General features: G+C 69.7%; 16 protein-coding genes, 1 tRNA gene and 1 other RNA gene. 6 read left to right on the forward strand and 12 right to left on the reverse strand.

What is annotated here, in order from left to right; translation table 11 throughout:
* Positions 1–78: 78 nt before the first annotated feature.
* The 4 genes from rfbA to OIE47_RS07790 all read left to right on the forward strand — a co-directional run bounded on the left by rfbA (position 79) and on the right by OIE47_RS07790 (position 3,965).
* Positions 79–951 (forward strand): glucose-1-phosphate thymidylyltransferase RfbA, encoded by an 873-nt coding sequence (gene rfbA, locus OIE47_RS07775; RefSeq protein WP_326560827.1) that lies wholly within the window; start codon positions 79–81, stop codon positions 949–951.
* 6 nt (positions 952–957) lie between these two features.
* Positions 958–1,947, forward strand: coding sequence for a dTDP-glucose 4,6-dehydratase (rfbB, locus tag OIE47_RS07780; RefSeq protein ID WP_326560828.1), 990 nt, complete (start codon positions 958–960; stop codon positions 1,945–1,947).
* Positions 1,948–1,990: 43 nt separating this feature from the next.
* Positions 1,991–2,215 carry a ferredoxin gene (locus tag OIE47_RS07785; protein ID WP_326560829.1) on the forward strand — a complete coding sequence of 75 codons (225 nt, stop codon included), beginning with the start codon at positions 1,991–1,993 and terminating at the stop codon, positions 2,213–2,215.
* A 160-nt stretch (positions 2,216–2,375) separates the two neighbouring features.
* Positions 2,376–3,965, forward strand: coding sequence for a DUF2142 domain-containing protein (locus tag OIE47_RS07790; RefSeq protein ID WP_326560830.1), 1,590 nt, complete (start codon positions 2,376–2,378; stop codon positions 3,963–3,965).
* A gap of 182 nt (positions 3,966–4,147) precedes the next feature.
* Here OIE47_RS07790 and OIE47_RS07795 read toward each other — a convergent pair.
* Positions 4,148–4,220: transfer RNA gene (locus tag OIE47_RS07795), tRNA-Ala, on the reverse strand.
* Positions 4,221–4,341: 121 nt separating this feature from the next.
* A complete protein-coding gene (locus OIE47_RS07800) occupies positions 4,342–4,941 on the reverse strand; it encodes a YqgE/AlgH family protein (RefSeq protein WP_326560831.1) in 600 nt (199 codons plus the stop codon).
* Between the two features lie 282 nt (positions 4,942–5,223).
* Here OIE47_RS07800 and OIE47_RS07805 point away from each other — a divergent pair, with 282 nt between their 5' ends.
* On the forward strand, positions 5,224–6,027 hold the full coding sequence (locus OIE47_RS07805; protein WP_326560832.1) for an S-methyl-5'-thioadenosine phosphorylase: 804 nt from the start codon (positions 5,224–5,226) through the stop codon (positions 6,025–6,027).
* Between the two features lie 81 nt (positions 6,028–6,108).
* Here the strand turns inward: OIE47_RS07805 and OIE47_RS07810 are convergent, their stop codons facing one another.
* From OIE47_RS07810 to pruA, 9 genes are all read right to left on the reverse strand, one after another.
* Positions 6,109–7,059 (reverse strand): hypothetical protein, encoded by a 951-nt coding sequence (locus tag OIE47_RS07810; RefSeq protein ID WP_326560833.1) that lies wholly within the window; start codon positions 7,057–7,059, stop codon positions 6,109–6,111.
* 93 nt (positions 7,060–7,152) lie between these two features.
* Positions 7,153–7,632: a hypothetical protein gene (locus OIE47_RS07815; RefSeq protein WP_326560834.1), complete on the reverse strand. Its 480-nt coding sequence runs from the start codon at positions 7,630–7,632 to the stop codon at positions 7,153–7,155.
* 164 nt (positions 7,633–7,796) lie between these two features.
* Positions 7,797–8,172, reverse strand: a transfer-messenger RNA (tmRNA) gene (gene ssrA, locus OIE47_RS07820).
* Between the two features lie 99 nt (positions 8,173–8,271).
* Positions 8,272–8,748 (reverse strand): SsrA-binding protein SmpB, encoded by a 477-nt coding sequence (gene smpB, locus OIE47_RS07825; RefSeq protein WP_326560835.1) that lies wholly within the window; start codon positions 8,746–8,748, stop codon positions 8,272–8,274.
* 162 nt (positions 8,749–8,910) lie between these two features.
* On the reverse strand, positions 8,911–9,786 hold the full coding sequence (gene ftsX, locus OIE47_RS07830) for a permease-like cell division protein FtsX (RefSeq protein ID WP_326560836.1): 876 nt from the start codon (positions 9,784–9,786) through the stop codon (positions 8,911–8,913).
* Between the two features lie 78 nt (positions 9,787–9,864).
* The gene (ftsE, locus tag OIE47_RS07835; RefSeq protein ID WP_326560837.1) at positions 9,865–10,545 is read right to left on the reverse strand and encodes a cell division ATP-binding protein FtsE; all 681 of its coding nucleotides are present in this window, start codon (positions 10,543–10,545) and stop codon (positions 9,865–9,867) included.
* A gap of 119 nt (positions 10,546–10,664) precedes the next feature.
* Entirely contained in the window at positions 10,665–11,786 is a 1,122-nt protein-coding gene (gene prfB / locus OIE47_RS07840; RefSeq protein WP_326560838.1) for a peptide chain release factor 2, read from the reverse strand.
* Between the two features lie 67 nt (positions 11,787–11,853).
* The gene (locus OIE47_RS07845) at positions 11,854–12,369 is read right to left on the reverse strand and encodes a PadR family transcriptional regulator (protein WP_326560839.1); all 516 of its coding nucleotides are present in this window, start codon (positions 12,367–12,369) and stop codon (positions 11,854–11,856) included.
* 433 nt (positions 12,370–12,802) lie between these two features.
* Entirely contained in the window at positions 12,803–14,431 is a 1,629-nt protein-coding gene (gene pruA, locus OIE47_RS07850; RefSeq protein WP_326560840.1) for an L-glutamate gamma-semialdehyde dehydrogenase, read from the reverse strand.
* Between the two features lie 317 nt (positions 14,432–14,748).
* Between pruA and OIE47_RS07855 the strand changes: the two genes are divergently transcribed.
* On the forward strand, positions 14,749–15,927 hold the full coding sequence (locus OIE47_RS07855; protein ID WP_326560841.1) for a hypothetical protein: 1,179 nt from the start codon (positions 14,749–14,751) through the stop codon (positions 15,925–15,927).
* Between the two features lie 41 nt (positions 15,928–15,968).
* Here OIE47_RS07855 and OIE47_RS07860 read toward each other — a convergent pair whose 3' ends face one another.
* The gene (locus OIE47_RS07860; protein ID WP_326560842.1) at positions 15,969–16,469 is read right to left on the reverse strand and encodes a DUF6912 family protein; all 501 of its coding nucleotides are present in this window, start codon (positions 16,467–16,469) and stop codon (positions 15,969–15,971) included.
* Positions 16,470–16,562 lie beyond the last annotated feature (93 nt).

Genomic DNA, 16,562 nt, shown 5'->3' on the forward strand with positions numbered 1-16,562 from the left:
CACGGAACGCCGCAATACAGGAGACCTTTCCCAAGGGGTCACAAGCCAATACTGGAATCCCCGACGAACGGAGCTGGCATGAAGGGAATCATCCTGGCCGGCGGCACCGGAAGCCGGCTCTACCCGTTGACCCTGGCGACGTCCAAGCAACTGCTCGCCGTCTACAACAAGCCCCTCGTCTACTACCCGCTCTCCGCGCTGATGCTGGCCGGCATCCGGGACATCCTGATCATCTCGACGCCGTCGACGGTGCCGCTCATGCGCGCCCTGCTCGGCGACGGCTCCCAGCTCGGCCTCCGGATCTCCTACGCCACCCAGGAGGAGCCACGGGGCATCGCCGAGGCGTTCGTCATCGGCGCCGACCACATCGGACCGGACCCGGTCGCGCTGATCCTCGGCGACAACCTCTTCCACGGCGCCGGATTCGCCCAGCGGCTGCAGCAGTGCGTGGCCTCGCTCGACGGCTGCACCCTCTTCGGCTATCCCGTCTCGGACCCGAGCCGGTACGGCATCGGCGAGATCGACGAGAACGGGATGCTCGTCTCGATCGAGGAGAAGCCGCTGCGCCCGCGCTCCAACAGCGCCATCACCGGCCTCTACTTCTACGACAACGAGGTGGTCGACATCGCCCGCCGGCTCACCCCGTCGGCCCGTGGCGAACTGGAGATCACCGACGTCAACCTGGAATACCTCAAGCAGGGCCGGGCACGGCTGATCCGGCTCAGCCGGGGCAACACCTGGTTCGACTGCGGCACCCACGACTCGCTCCTGGCGGCCAGCCAGTACGTGCAGGTCATCGAGAAGCGGCAGGGCGTACGGGTGGCCTGCCTGGAGGAGATCGCCCTCCGGATGGGGTTCATCGACGCCGAAACCTGCTACCAACTCGGCGTCGGAATGCGCCAGTCGGACTACGGCCAGTACCTCACCCAAATCGCGTACGCGCTGGACTGAGCGGACATGAGGATCCTGGTCACCGGCGGAGCCGGATTCATCGGTTCACACTTCGTCCGCGCCACCCTCGGTGGCGAATACGGCGAGTACGACAACCTGCACGGCGCCGAGGTCACCGTCCTGGACAAGCTGACGTACTGCGGCAACCGGGCGAACCTCCAGCCGGTGGCGGACGATCCACGCCTGCGGTTCGTGCCCGGCGACATCTGCGACGCCCGGCTGGTGAACACGGTCGTCCCCGGCCACGACGCCGTGGTGCACTTCGCGGCCGAAACCCACGTGGACCGCTCCATCGACGGTGGTGCCGAGTTCGCCCGGACCAACGTGCAGGGCACGCAGACCCTGCTCGACGCCGCCCACCGGCACGGGGTTTCCCGGTTCGTGCACGTCTCCACCGACGAGGTGTACGGATCGATCGACGAGGGCTCCTGGGACGAGCGCCGCCCGGTCGCGCCCAACTCGCCGTACTCCGCGACGAAGGCCGGGTCGGACCTGCTGGCGCTGGCCCATCACCGTACGCACGGACTGCCGGTGATGATCACCCGCAGCTCCAACAACTACGGGCCGTACCAGTACCCGGAGAAGGTCATCCCGCTCTTCGTCACCAACCTGCTCGACGGGCGGACCGTGCCGCTCTACGGCGACGGGAACAACGTCCGCGAGTGGGTGCACGTCGACGACCACTGTCGCGGCATCGCCCTGGTGCTGGCCGGCGGCCGGCCCGGTGAGATCTACAACATCGGCGGCGGCACCGAGTTGAGCAACAGCCAGCTCACCGACCACCTGCTCAGCGCCTGCGAGTGCGGGTGGGAGCGGGTCCGCCGGGTCGAGGACCGCAAGGGCCACGACCGGCGGTACTCGGTCGACGACGGGAAGATCACGGCGGAGCTGGGCTACCGGCCACGGATCGGGTTCGCGGAGGGCCTCGCCGAGACCGTCGCCTGGTACCGCGCCAATCGCGCCTGGTGGGAGCCGCTGCGCGCAGCCCGCGACTGAGCACCGTCACGGGGCATCGGATCGGACGATCGGAGAGGAAGCCGTGGCCACTACCCGGTGGCGGGTCTCAGTCAACCCGAACGCCTGCGTGTCCTCCGGCAACTGCGTGTCCATCGCGCGGGGCCGGTTCGAACTCACCGACGACGGGGCACGTCCCCGGGCCGAGCTGCTCGACCCGGACGACGACGTCGTCGAGGCCGCGGAGACGTGCCCGATGGAAGCGATCAGGATCATCGACGTGACCGACAACTCGGTCGTCGCCCCGTAGGCGGCGGTTTCCACACGAGCCGAGGCCTACCCGCGCGGTGACGGACCCGTCGCCGAGCTGGGCCGTCGCCCCTTCAGGAACGTCCGACCCTGATAACATCGCGCCCCGCCGGGCGTCGGCCGGAACAGGTGCCGACATCCCTCCTAACTCGGAGTGTGAGTTGCACCTTCCACGGCTTTGGTCCCTGGCGTTCGCCGGGTTCTTCCTCGTCATCACCGGTTGGTCCCTCGCCAGCCCGTACAACGGCAACGCGGACGAGATAGCGCACATCTACCGTGCGTACGGCGTCGTGAGCGGCGACGTGTTCCTGAAGCCGGAGGCGGCCTCGCTCGGCACCGGCGCCTTCCACAAGGTGCCGGCGAGCCTGGTGAAGGCGGCGGACATCTGCTGGCAGATGCGTCCCGAGGTGTCGGCAGCCTGTGCCAAGGCCCCGGACGGCCGTGACCTCACCCCGGTCGAGGTCGGCAACCCGGCGGGACGGTACAACCCGGTGTACTACGCGGCGGTCGGGCTGCCACTCAAGATCTGGCCCGACATGCGGGGGGTGATGGGCGTACGGCTGCTCACCGGTTTGGTCGCCGCCGCGTTGCTCGCCTTCGCGGTGGTCTGCATCGTCCGCTCGCGGCGCCCCCTGCTCCTCGGCGCGCTGCTGCTCGGTACGAGCCCGATCGCGATCAACATGGCCGGCGCGGTCAACCCCAACGGCGTCGAGATCGCCGCCGGCATCCTGCTCTTCGCCGCCGGCCTGTCCGTCCTCGCCGGTCCTCGGGACGACCGGCCGCCCACCTGGATGCTCACCCTCGTCGTGATCAGCGCCGCCATCCTGGTCAGTGTCCGCAGCGGCGGTCCGGCCTGGCTCGCCCTGGCGCTCGGCGCCCTGCTGCTCCCGCTGCGCTGGGCCAACCTGCGCCGCCTGGTCGTCGACCGGTCGCTGCGGATCGCCACCCTGGTCGTCACGGTCGTCAGCGTGCTGTCGGTGCTGTGGATCGTCGTGATGAAGGCGAGCAAACTCGCCGGGGGCACACCGGCCGGCTTCGGTCCCGGCCAGATCATGGTGCACGTGGTGGGTCGCTGGCCACAGCTCATGGACCAGATGGTCGGTGAACTCGGCTGGCTCGACGTACACCTGTCCGGATCGGCGTACGTCCTGTGGCAGTTGCCGGCCGGAGCGCTGCTGCTCCTCGCGGCACTGGTCGGCAGCGGTGTCGACCGGTGGCGACTGCTCATCGTCGTCGGTGGCGCGGTGGGCGTCGCGTCCGTACTCGACGCGGTCAACGCCGACGCGACCGGTGGGTTCGTCGGACAGGGCCGCTACCTGCTGCCCGTCCTGAGCGGGGCGCTGCTGCTCGCCGCCTGGATCATCACCCGCGGCGGCACCCTGACCACCGGGCAGACCGCGCTGGCCGTACGGGCGATCATCGTCATCACGGTGCCCATCCAGCTCTACGCCCTGCTCGTCGCCGAGGCGCGGTACACCCGCGGCATCCCGCCCATGGCCTCGCCGGCAAGCTACAACCCGCTCGGCGGCGACTGGCAACCGGCGACAGGTCCGATCGTCCCGCTCATCGTCACCGGTGTGGGACTGCTCGTCGTCGCCGTACTCTGCTGGCGGCTGGCCGCGATCGAGCCGGCACCGCCGGTGCACCCGGAAGAAGAGCACAACGCCGACCGGGTACGTCCCACGAGCGGTGCCGGCGGTTCGACGGGCGACACCGGCGCCGTACCGGCCGTGGCCCCGGTGGCCGCCTGACCGCCGCCCGTCCGCCCGGGTACGACCGACACCACGGCTCGTCCGGCCACCGCTGAAAGGACCGCAGATCGTCCACCCGCGACTTCCATCGCGGGTGGACGATCGGGACGCCACACCTGCCACCGAAAACAACAATGCCCTGGTCGACCCGGATGGGTTTCGACCAGGGCATCGCCCTAGGGTGGAGCCGAGGGGACTCGAACCCCTGACCCCCACACTGCCAGTGTGGTGCGCTACCAGCTGCGCCACGGCCCCTAGCTTGCTCAACCGCTCTGTCTTGCCTGCCCGATCTCTCGGGCACTCGCGCAATATTACACATGCCCCGCTGCTAGGTCATCTCCGAGGGGGTCGCCTCCGGCAACCCGCCCCCGACCAGCTAGTTCAGGGCCACGTCCGGCGGGAAGTGGGCCACCGCGGCCATCATGCCGCCCTGGCGACGCAGCACCATCGGCCACAGGTCGTCCGGCCGGTCGACGAACGCGTCACCGGGCAGGGCGTCCAGGACGAACCACGACCCACTCTCGATCTCCGCCTCCAGTTGCCCCGGTGACCAACCCGAGTAGCCGGCGAAGACCCGGATTCCGGAGACCGCGTCACCGATCCGTTCCGGGTCGACGGAGAGGTCCACCGTGCCGACCGCACCGGAGACCTGGTGGAAGCCCTTCACCCGGCGTACCGGGGTGCGCATCCGGGCCAGGCAGATCGCCGACTCCGGCTGCACCGGCCCACCCTCGAACAGGACCGCGGGCTCACCGGCCAGGCTGCCCCAGGCGCCGAGCACGTCGGCCACCGGCACCTCGGTGGCGCGGTTGAGCACCACCCCGAGGGCGCCGCCGGGCTCGTGCGCGACCAGCAGCACCACCGTACGGTCGAAGTTGGGATCTTTCAGAGACGGGGTCGCGACCAGCAGTTGCCCGGTCATCGACGCCATGGCGCGCCCCCCGATCGCCTGCCCCTCACCCTGTACGCCGGACATCTCTACTCGGAGGCGCAGTCACGGGAGGGGCCGAACACCGTCGGCCATACCGGATCCACACCGTCAAACGCGACCATGCGCGCAGTCAACGCCATGCCTCGCACCATAGCTTGCACGGCTGTCGCTGGCTAAGGTCTGGACGGCCAGTGCGAGTTGAGCAACCGGCGATAAGCCGGACCGTCCGGATCGTCCCGACAGTGGTCCACTTGCCGGTAACAGCGCCGAACGGTGTGGGGCAGGGCTACCGGTGACCGGAGCGCTCGGGGATGGCAGGGTAGGCCCGTGAGTGCACACGCAGAGCTTGCCATCATCGGAGGCTCCGGCCTCTACGCCCTCCTGGACGGTGCCACCGAGCACGCCGTACAGACCCCGTACGGCGCCCCGTCCGACCCGATCACGATCGCCGAGATCGCCGGCCGACCGGTGGCGTTCCTGCCCCGGCACGGGCGCGATCACCGGTACCCGCCGCACCGGATCCCGTACCGGGCCAACCTGTGGGCGCTGCGCTCGCTCGGCGTACGGCAGATCCTCGCCCCGTGCGCGGTCGGCGGCCTGCGGCCGGAACTGGGGCCGGGCACGTTCGTGGTCCCGGACCAGTTGATCGACCGGACCAGCGGCCGGGAGCAGACGTACTACGACACCGGTGCGGTGCACGTGTCGTTCGCCGACCCGTACTGCCCGGACGGTCGGCGTGCGGTGCTGACCACGGCGCAGCGGCAGGGCATCGACGCCCACGACGGCGGGACCATGGTGGTGGTCGAGGGGCCGCGCTTCTCCACCCGGGCGGAGTCCCGGTGGTTCACCGCGATCGGCGGTTCGGTGATCAACATGACCGGGCATCCGGAGGCCGTACTCGCCCGTGAGCTGGAACTCTGCTACACCTCGGTCGCCCTGGTCACCGACCTGGACGCCGGGGTGGAGGGTGGCGAGGGCGTCACCCACGAGGAGGTGTTCCGGGTCTTCGGGGAGAACACCGAACGGCTGCGCGAACTGCTCCTCGACGCGGTCGCGACGCTGCCCCTGGACCGCTCCTGTGCCTGCGCGCACAGCCTGGACGGGATCACCCTGCCGATCGAACTGCCCTGATCCGCCAGCGGCAGGGAGACCGCCGGCGGATCAGGGCGCGCCGCGCGAGCGCGGCTGCCCGGACCGGGCCGCCGAGGAGGATCAGCGGGCCGTGGTCAGGATCAGCGGCCGTCCGGAGGCGGCGTCGAGCACGGTACGGGCGGCAAGCGGCGCCTCCAGGGTCACCGTGACCGGTTGCAGCACCAGTTGGTCGGTGCAGATGCCGTCGGAGCGGACTGCCGTACCGCCGAGCAGCACCAGGTCGCCCTGTTCCCGTACGAGTGGGGTGACCTCGGTGTCGCAGGCGCCGACGCCGAGCCGGTAGGTCAGTTTGGATCCGTCGGTCTCGACCAGGTCCTGCGCGCCCACCAGCCCCTCGGCCGGGGTGCCTGCGGGGGCGGGCGGCTCCGGCGGGGTCCCGGTCGCGCTCGCGGCGACCGCGACCCGGGCGATCCGGGCGGCGATCTCGTCGATGGTGAACAGCCAGGCCGGCACCGTGGCCTCGCCCCGGCTGGTTCGGATGGTGGTCGTGCCCAGCTCGACCTTGGTGACGGTGAGCGGGGTGCAGGCGATCATCGCCGGTCCGCTGACCGAGCCGTCCGGCCCGCTGTCGGCCGGTACGGGCGGCGGCGGGAGCTTCGGACCCTTCGGACAGGGCGGCGGGTCCCCCTGGTCGAGTTGGCGGTACGCGGCCTCCGCGCTCACCAGCGGCACGGTGAGCCTCCCGTCCGGGAAGACGATCATGCCGTCGGCCGGGACGGCGGACGGCAGCGGTGCCCGCTCCCGGTACCACCCCGCGATGAGGGCCTGCTTGGTGTCCTCACCGAGCCTGGCGTCGGCGGGCACCACGGTCGGCTCCTGCAACGGGACGTACCCGCTGCGCCAGTCCGGTGGTACCGCCGCCTGCCAGGCCGCCGCGACCTCGGTCGCCCGCTGCTGGAACGCCTCCTCCCGGCGGTCCGGTGCGGCGGATCCGGTCGAGGTGTCCGGCTGTGCGCATGCGGCGAGGGTCAACAACATCGCTAGGCCCAGCGGGGCGGGAAAACGTCGCATGTCGATCAGACGTCGTCCGGCGGTGTCGGGTTCCGTACACCCGGTCCTCGGCGCGTCGGACCTCTCCGACCGGGACGACCCGGCCCGGCCCGGTCAGCTCGGGCGACCGATGTCGGTGCCGTAGGCCCGGTAGACCAGGTCGGCCCCGCGCTGTCGGTGCCGGGACAGTTCCCGCAGCAGGTCACCGGCCCAGCCGCGCAGTTCCTCCGTGGTCGCCTCGGGCAGTTGCGCCCGCCGTTGCAGCGCAGCGAGTACGGCGGCCACCGCGGCGTGCTCGCGCAGCAGCACATGTACGGTCCGGGCCAGCCGTGGTGCCCGGTCGAGCAGTTCGGCGTAGAGCCCGGACCGTCCCTCGGTCAGCCTGACGTGCTCGGTGAACTCGCCCCGCAGCCCGTCCAGCCGGAGCGCGACGCGGTGTCGCCAGTCCGGATCGTCGGCCGGACCGGCCAGGGCCTGTTCGAAGGCGTGGATCTCGCGGAGCAGGGTGACCCGGTGCCGCCGCGCCGCGCGCAGGGCGATCGGGTCGCCGGTCGGGAACGCCGCCACCGGGTGCTGAATCGGGCCGGTCACCATGACGCACCTCCTTGAGCGCCTACCGCCTGAGCTGATGGTGAGTCCACCACCCCGCCGGTGTCCAGCCCCCGGAGTGCTCGATCCGTCCCCGGTCGAACCCCTCCGGGGCACAGAGCGGGTAAAACGACTCTGCGCCCCGGTCCGGAGACCGGGGCGCAGAGCGCTGGTGGAGGTGCCGGGAATCGAACCCGGGTCCTTCGTCGGATTGTCAGGACTTCTCCGAGCGCAGCTCGCTATGCCTCTACTCGGCCCCACCGATCACGCGAGCGAGTTGGTGTGACGGGCCCAGTCGCTGATTAATCTCGCCGCACGAACCCCGCGACCGGGTTCGATTGGCCAGCCTTCTAGCTGATGCCGGCAGACTGGGACGAAGGCACTCCCAGGCCGACAGACTTGCTACTCGCCTCAGGCGGCGAGAGCGAAGTCAGCGCGATTTTGCTTGGCGCTTATTGGTTTCCGACGACCGATTCTCGAGACGACGTCGGCTTCCTCGGCTCGCTTCCCCTGACGCAGCGTACGAAGTCGAAACCAGTCACCCCCTAGACAGGGCCACCTGACGTGGCAGCCACCCCAACCTTAACGCCTCGCGCCACCGGGTTAATTCCGGATCCCCGTCCCGGCGCGTTGCCCCAGGTCAGGTCAGTCCATGCCCTTGCCGCGCCGGCCGGCCGCCTTGGCGATCTCCCGGTCGGCGTCCCGCTTGGCCAGGTCCTGGCGCTTGTCGTACGACTTCTTACCCCGGGCGAGACCGATCTCCACCTTCGCCCAGCCGTCGTTGAAGTAGACCGAGAGCGGGACCAGGGTCAGGCCGCTCTCCTTCAGCTTGCCGAGCAGCCGGTTGATCTCGATCCGGTTGAGCAGCAGCTTGCGGGTACGGCGGGGCTCGTGGTTGGTCCAGGTGCCCTGGGTGTACTCCGGGATGTGCATCCCGTGCAGGAACAGCTCCCCGCTGCGCTCCTGGGCGAAGGCGTCGACCAGCGAGGCGCGGCCGGCGCGCAGGGACTTGACCTCGGTGCCGGTCAACGCCATGCCCGCCTCGTACGTGTCAAGAATGGCGTAGTCGTGGCGCGCCTTCCGGTTGGAGGCGACGACCTTGCGCCCCTTCTCCCGTGGCATCCGCGCCACCCCTCTCCGCTGCGTTGACGGCCGCCGGACTCCGTTGACGGCCGCGCAATGCTACCTCGTGCACAAGGGCCTCCGGTTAGCGCTTTTCGCGCCACCGAAGGCCCTTGTGTCCGATTACACCCCGAACGGGGCGAACGCGACCCGTACCGGAAGCTAGACCCGCAGGTAGAAGCGGAGGGTGACCCAGGCGGTGACCGCGCTGACCAGACAGCCGGCGCCGGCCATCAGCGGCAGCATCAGCAGCACCCGGCTCCACTCGATCGGGGTGAGCAGGTCGGTCAGGTCCCGTAGCGAGCCGTCCAGCAGGAAGACCTTGCCCAGGACCAGCGCGCCGAAGCCGATGAGGGAACCGATGAGACCGGCCACCACCGCCTCGAGCACGAATGGTGCCTGGATGAACCAGTTGGACGCACCGACGAGTTTCATGACCGCGACCTCGCGGCGCTTGCTGTACGCGGCGACCTGGATCGTGTTACCGACCAGGAGGAGGGCGGCGATCGCCATGATCGAGGCGGCTACCAGGCCCATCTTCTGCACCGCGCTGAGGATGTTGAAGATCTTGTCGAGAAGTCGCCGCTGGTCGACGATCTCGTCGACGCCCTCGGTGTCCTTGTACTTGTCGTAGACGGCCTGGTACTCCTCCGGGTTCTTCAGCTTCACCCGGAACGACTCGGGGAGCTGCTCCGGCTTGACCGCGTTCACCAGGTCGGGCGCGTCCTGGAACATGGTCCGGAACTTGTTGTACGCGTCCTCACCCGACTCGAAGAGGACCTCTTCCACCAGCGGGTCGCTCTTCAGCTCGCCCTCGAGGCCCAGCCGCTGATCGTCCGGGATGTCGACCTTCAGGAAGATCGCGACTTCGATCTTGTCGTAGTAGAAGTCCTTCATGGTGTCGACCTGGAGGTACATCAGGCCGCTGGCACCCAGCATCGTCAACGACACGGCCATCGTGATGATCATCGCGATGGTCATCGTCACGTTGCGCCACAGTCCGACCAATACCTCGGACAGGACGTATTTCACGCGCATCGGGGGTTCCTTCCGGATCTCCGCAGAGGGTCGTTCGTCGTCAGGTCAGGGCCGGGTCGGCCGTCTGAGCGCCGGGGCTCAGCCGTAGACGCCACGGGCCTGGTCGCGCACGATGCGACCACTCTCGATCTCGATGACGCGGCGGCGCATCTGGTTGACGATGTTGGAGTCGTGGGTAACCATCACGACCGTGGTACCGGTGCGGTTGATCCGGTCCAGCAGACGCATGATCTCGATGGACGTGTCCGGGTCGAGGTTTCCGGTGGGCTCGTCGGCCAGCAGGATCAGCGGCCGGTTCACGAACGCCCGCGCCACCGCCACCCGCTGCTGCTCGCCACCGGACAGTTCGTGCGGGTAGCGGTGCTCCTTGCCGCCGAGGCCGACCAGTTCCAGCACCTCGGGCACGACCCGGCGGGCGACCGCCTTGGTCTTGCCGATCACCTCGAGGGCGAAGGCAACGTTCTCGTACGCGGTGCGGTTGGGCAGCAGCCGGAAGTCCTGGAAGACGCAGCCGATAGAGCGTCGGAAGTTCGGGATCTTCCAGGAGCGCATGCCGGTGACGTCGCGGCTGTTGACCACAACCTTGCCCTTACTGGGAGTCACCTCATGCAGCAGCAGCTTGATGATCGTCGACTTGCCGGATCCGGAGGGACCGATGAAGAAGACGAACTCACCCTTCTCGATCGAGACCGACACGTCGTCGAGCGATGGCCGGGACGCCTTCGGGTACGTCTTCGTCACTTGCTCAAGCTGAATCACGGGTCGTGAGTCTACGCGGTGTAACGAAAAGTCCAAGCCCCACGGGCCATCAATCGGCCCGCAATGTCGGAAAGGAGTGGCCCGCCGTCGGCGCTGGGTGCGCCCCGGCGGGCCATCGCTCAGGCCACCTCGCCAGCGAGCTGACGCTGCTTGCGCCAGCGGATTCCCGCCTCGATGAAGCCATCCAGCTCCCCGTCGAAGACCGCGGTCGGATTGCCGGTCTCCTGCTCAGTTCGCAGATCCTTCACCATCTGATAAGGGTGCAGCACGTAGGAGCGCATCTGGTCACCCCAGGAGCCGGCCGCGTCGGTCTTGAGCCCGGCCAGTCGGGCCTGCTCCTCCTGGCGCTTGCGCTCCAACAGCCGCGACTGCAGCACCCGCATCGCGGACGCCTTGTTCTGCAGTTGGGACTTCTCGTTCTGGCAGGTGACCACGATGCCGGTGGGGATGTGTGTGATCCGTACCGCAGAGTCGGTCGTGTTCACGCTCTGTCCACCTGGCCCGGACGACCGGTACACGTCGACCCGGATCTCGTTCTCCGCGATGTCGATGTGGTCGGTCTGCTCGGTGACGGGTAGCACCTCGACACCGGCGAAGCTCGTCTGCCGCCGCCCCTGGTTGTCGAACGGGCTGATCCGGACCAGCCGGTGAGTGCCCGACTCAACACTGAGAGTGCCGTACGCGTACGGGAACTTCACCGCGAAGGTGGCCGACTTCAGCCCCGCCTCCTCGGCGTACGACGTCTCGTAGACCTCGGTCGGGTACCCGTGCCGTTCCGCCCAGCGCAGGTACATGCGCAGCAGCATCTCGGCGAAGTCGGCGGCGTCCACCCCGCCCGCACCGGCCCGGATCGCGACCAGCGCCTGACGCGAGTCGTACTCACCGGAGAGCAGGGTGCGGACCTCCATCTCCTGGATGGCCTTGCCGAGCCCGCCGATCTCGGTCTCCACCTCGCCGAGCACCCCGGGGTCGTCCTCCGCCTCGGCCAGCTCCAGCAGGACGTAGGCGTCGTCGAGGCGGCTGCGCAGGCTGCCCAGCCGCTCGATCTCGCTGTTGACGTACGAGAGCTGGGAGGTGACCTCCTGGGCCTTGACCTGGTCGTCCCACAGGTCGGGCGCGGAGGCCGCCTCTTCGAGCTTGACCTTGTCCTGGCGCAGCCGGTCGACATCGAGGACTGCCTCGATGCTGCGTAGCGTGGCATCGAGGTCTTTGAGCTGGTCGGCGTAATCGGCAGCGGTCACAACTGTCAACAATAGCGACCGTCAGCGCAAGCGGCCCACTACCTCAGCGACGGGTCCCCGTAGGAGATCAACTGGCCGGTGCCGTCTTCAGCCAGGAGAGCGCCGCCTTGTGGTACTGGACGGCGAACTCGAGCGCCGCGGCGCCGTACGAGTCACCGGCCTTCTTGGCGTCCTTGGCCTGCTCACGGGCCATCGCGAGGGCCTCGGTGTGGTACTCGTTCGCCCCGCTGTAGAGGTTGCGCAGCTGGTTCGCCGAGTGCTGCTCGCCGAAGGCGACCCGCAGTGCGGTCGGGTTGCGCACCGTGTCGCGCCCCGGCACGTCGGTCAGCCAGCGGGAGAATGTCCGCTTTCCGGCCGCCGTGATCGCGTACGGCTGGCTGGAGCGCGGGCCGGGCTTGCCGAGCCGGACCAGACCCTGGTCGGCCAGCACCGGGAGTTCCCGGTAGACCTGGCTCCGGGTCATCGACCAGTACGGTGCGAGTCGCCGCTCGGCGGCGGCCATCAACTGGCCGCCGGTCATTGGTCCTTCGTGGAGCAGCCCCAGTAGAGCTGCTGCCGTTGGGTTGATTCCTGAATCCGCCATGCCCCTTACGCTGCCACTTTGGCGCCGTCGCGTCTAGGATTTGGCATGATCTGCGGCAGGTTGTACTCCACTGTGCACCGTCCGAGGCAGACTGTCCAGTGAGGATGCTCGATATCGTGGCCGATGTGAAGCCCCCGGGACACCCGTCCGGGTGACAGTGGTCCGCCCTCGGGCGGGCCGACCACTATCAAGTACCTGCGCTGCCGGGTAGAGTACGCCACAATTCGGGCATTTCGCGCAATTTTCCAAGGATTACCCCGAAGCTCCACCCGCCCGACCCAGAAGTTCCCCCCAGCCCGCGCCACCACCCCCACCACACGCACCCCCGCCCGCCTTCTCTCGCGATCTAGGGCAAATACGTGTGAATGAAGATCAAAAAACACGTATCTGCCCTAGATCGCGCACGGGAGAGGGTGGGGGGCGAGGGGGGTGGTTAGCCCATGTGGGGGTAACGGTGGTCGGTTGCGGGGACGAAGGTCTCCTTGATGGTCCGGGGGGAGATCCACCGGGCCAGGTTGTGCCAGGAGCCGGCCTTGTCGTTGGTGCCGCTGGCCCGGGCGCCGCCGAACGGTTGCTGGCCGACGACGGCACCGGTCGGCTTGTCGTTGAGGTAGAAGTTGCCGGCCGCGTACCGCAGCGCCCCGCTCGCCCAGTCCAGCACCCGGCGGTCGGTGGCGAAGATCGAGCCGGTCAGCGCGTACGGGGCGACCGACTCCGCCTGTGCCACCACATCCTCGAACCGGGCGTCGTCGAACACGTGCACGCCGAGGATCGGGCCGAAGTACTCGGTGGTGAAGACCTCGTGACCCGGGTCGTCGCACTCCAGCAGGGTGGGGCGGACGAAGTAACCGACCGAGTCGTCGGCCGTGCCACCGGCGAGCACCCGGCAGCTGTCGGCATTCTTGATCATGTCCAGGGCGGTGGCGTGCCGGGCGAACGCCCTGGCGTCGATCACCGCGCCGCCGAAGTTGGAGAAGTCGGTGACGTCGCCGTACTTCAGTGACTCGACGGTGGCGGCGAGCCGGTCGCGCAGGCCGCCCTCCCACAGCGACCGGGGCACGTACGCCCGGGACGCCGCCGAACACTTCTGACCCTGGTACTCGTACGCCCCGCGAACCAGCGCGGTGTGCAGCGCGTCCACGTCGGCGCTGCTGTGCGCGATGACGAAGTCCTTGCCGCCGGTCTCCCCGACCAGCCGCGGGTAGCCCCGGTAGCCGCCCAGGTTCTCCCCCACGGTCCGCCAGAGCTGCTGGAAGACCTTGGTCGAACCGGTGAAGTGGATGCCGGCGAGATCCGGGTCGGCGAGGACCACCTCGGAGACCTCCACGCCGTGCCCGGTGACCATGTTGATCACGCCCGGCGGCAGGCCGGCCGCCTCGAAGAGCTGCATGGTGAAGTGGGCCGCGAACTGCTGGGTCGGCGCCGGCTTCCAGACCACCGTGTTGCCCAGCAGCGCCGGAGCGGCCGGCAGGTTCGCCGCGATCGCGGTGAAGTTGAACGGGGTGACCGCGTAGACGAAGCCCTCCAGCGGGCGGTGGTCGAACTGGTTCCACACCCCGGCGGACGAGTTCGGCTGCTCGGCCAGGAGCTTGCGGGCGAAGTGCACGTTGAACCGGAGGAAGTCGATCAGCTCACAGGCGGCGTCGATCTCGGCCTGGATCGCCGTCTTCGACTGGCCCAGCATGGTCGCGGCGTTGAGGGTGTCCCGCCACGGTCCGGCGAGCAGGTCGGCCGCCCGGAGGAACACCGCGGCCCGGTCGGCAAAGGACAAACCGCGCCACATCGGGGCAGCTTCCTTGGCGGCCGTCACCGCCGCCTGAGCATCCGCGTTGGTTGCGTTGTGGGTGACCCCCAGCACATGCTGGTGCCGGTGCGGCTGTACGACGTCGATCGCGGCGCCCGCAGCCATCCGTTGCCGACCGCCGACCGTCATCGGCAGGTCCAGCCGCTCCGCGGCCAGTTCGCCGAGCCGCCGCTGCAGGCTGTCCCGCTCGGCGCTCCCCGGCGCGTAGTCGCGAACCGGCTCGTTACGCGGCTCGGGTACGGAAAGTACGGCGTCCATCGCATGCTCCTGAACGATCTCGACAACGTCGGCGAAATCGGACCCACCTGTTCCGGCCGGTCGGCCGGTCGCCGTGGCCCGTTCACCGGGGGTGCCGGTTATCCGGGGGTGGGACCTGGGCCAATCCTCCCACGCACGCCGGCCCGGACGGATCACGGCACGACCCGGAGCGGCCCCGGCGGGACCGGACCGCGCAGGCGGCCCGTGGCCCGGACCGGCGCGCCACGTACGCTGAGAGGCCCGGCGACCCAACCACGCCGCGCCCCCTCCCGCCGCTGCGGCGGCGCGGCGGGCGGGTACCCGTTGAAGGGGAGACGATGAGCACACAGTCCGGCAGCACCGCGGTATCGCCCCCGGACCGGTCGGCCACCACCACGGCCGCACCGACGCCGGACGGCGGCACCACCCCGCCCACGTACGCCCCTGCGGCACTCGGCCTCGGCGTGCTGGCGATCGGCTGGCTCGCCGCGATGCTCTGGATCGGCCAGGCCGAGATCACCTCCTCGGACATCAACTCGATCGTGATCGCCATGGCCGCGCTCGCCCTGCCCGGCCTGATCTCGGCCAGCATGGTCGGCGGCGCCGCGGCGGCCGTCGTGGCGGCCAACCTGCTCACCCGGCGCGGGGTCCACCGCAGCACCCCCAGGTTCGCGGCAGCGGTCGGTGCCGGGCTGCTCGTCGGGCTGCTCGCCGCACTCACCGTGACCCTGAGCTACGGCGACGGCGACTCGATCACGGTCCTGGCCGGCACCGTCGCCGCGGCCGCCACCGTCGGCGGAATCGCCGGGGGCGTACGGGCGGTGCCGGTGGTGGGAGCCGTGGTCGCCGCCGGGCTGACCGTCTTCGTGATCAACACGGCTCTGAACATCTTCAAGGACCCGCTGCTCTCGCTCTACGGCTACGGCGACACCGACCAGTCGCAGACCAACGCCCTGGAGTGGTTCTCCCGTACCGGTTCGATCGGCGGCGGGCTCGTCGCCGGGCTGCTGGTCTTCTTCTACCTCGGCCTGGCCCGACGCCGGACCCTCGCGCTGAACCCCCGGGCCAGCCTGCCGCGCTGGCCCGCCTACCTGGTCGCGGGCGCCGGCCCCGGGCTGCTCCTGCTCGCGGCCGAACTGCTCACCCAGACCGCCGGTGCCCGGCTGCTGGCCGCCGCCGGATCGCTCAGCGAGGTCGACCGGGGGCTCCAGGACCAGCTCAGCGAATACCGGTCGAACCAGGCCCTCTGGGTGCTCTTCGTCGGCGCGCTCACCGCGCTCATCGCCTTCGGGCGCACCCTGCGCCCGGCCGGCGCCGAGCCGGAGGACGAGACCGCGACCGAGTTCACCGACGAGGTGGAGGTCGAGGACCGGGTGGCGGACGAGGACGGGATCTCGGACGAGGACCCGGTGGCGGGCGAACGGCTCGATCCGGACGACGACGAGATCGGATGGGACGACGAGGGCGGCACCGACAAGCGATCGGCCGACCGCCGCCCGGACACCGCCCGCTCCTGACCCTCCGCTCCCCCGGCAGGTAGCCCCTGCCGCCGGCCCGGTCAGCCGAGGTCGTCCAGCTCGGAGATGTCGTACCAGGCCAGTTCGTGGTCCTCGACGCCGTCGACGGTGAACTGCGCGTCCTCGTCACCGGCGAGCGCCTCGTTCACCACCGCGACCGCCGCGCTCACGTCCTCGACCGCCTCGCTGTCGTCGAGGTGGATCGCGGCCACCGCGCCCACCGGGACCGCCTTGTCCAGGCGTACGGTGCTGGATCCCAGCTCGACCTCGGCCCGCTGCACCGCCTCGGCGGGCAGGTCGGCGGAGACCACCACCCGACGACGGGGGGCGTCGGGATCCTCCCGGAGCAGCCGCAGCGCGTCCTGGGCGGCGCGGGTGAAGGCGACGTACTCCAGTTCCTCCTCGTCGCCCTCGGCGTACCACTCGCGCAGCATCGGTGTCACCGCGTGCGCCTCGGTGGCGGGCAACTCGCCCTGCTTGCGCAGGGCGGCCAGCATCGGCACGGTAGCCGGGAGGTACACCCGAACCAGTTCTGCGCGCACCGTTCTCGTCTCCCCCGCTCGACAACGCCACCGGCGGCGCTGACCCCCACAACGCCGAATCGTCCGACGCCGTCCCTGTCATACACCCCGCCG

Source organism: Micromonospora sp. NBC_01796, from assembly GCF_035917455.1.
In the GTDB taxonomy this organism is placed as follows: Bacteria; Actinomycetota; Actinomycetes; order Mycobacteriales; family Micromonosporaceae; genus Micromonospora_G.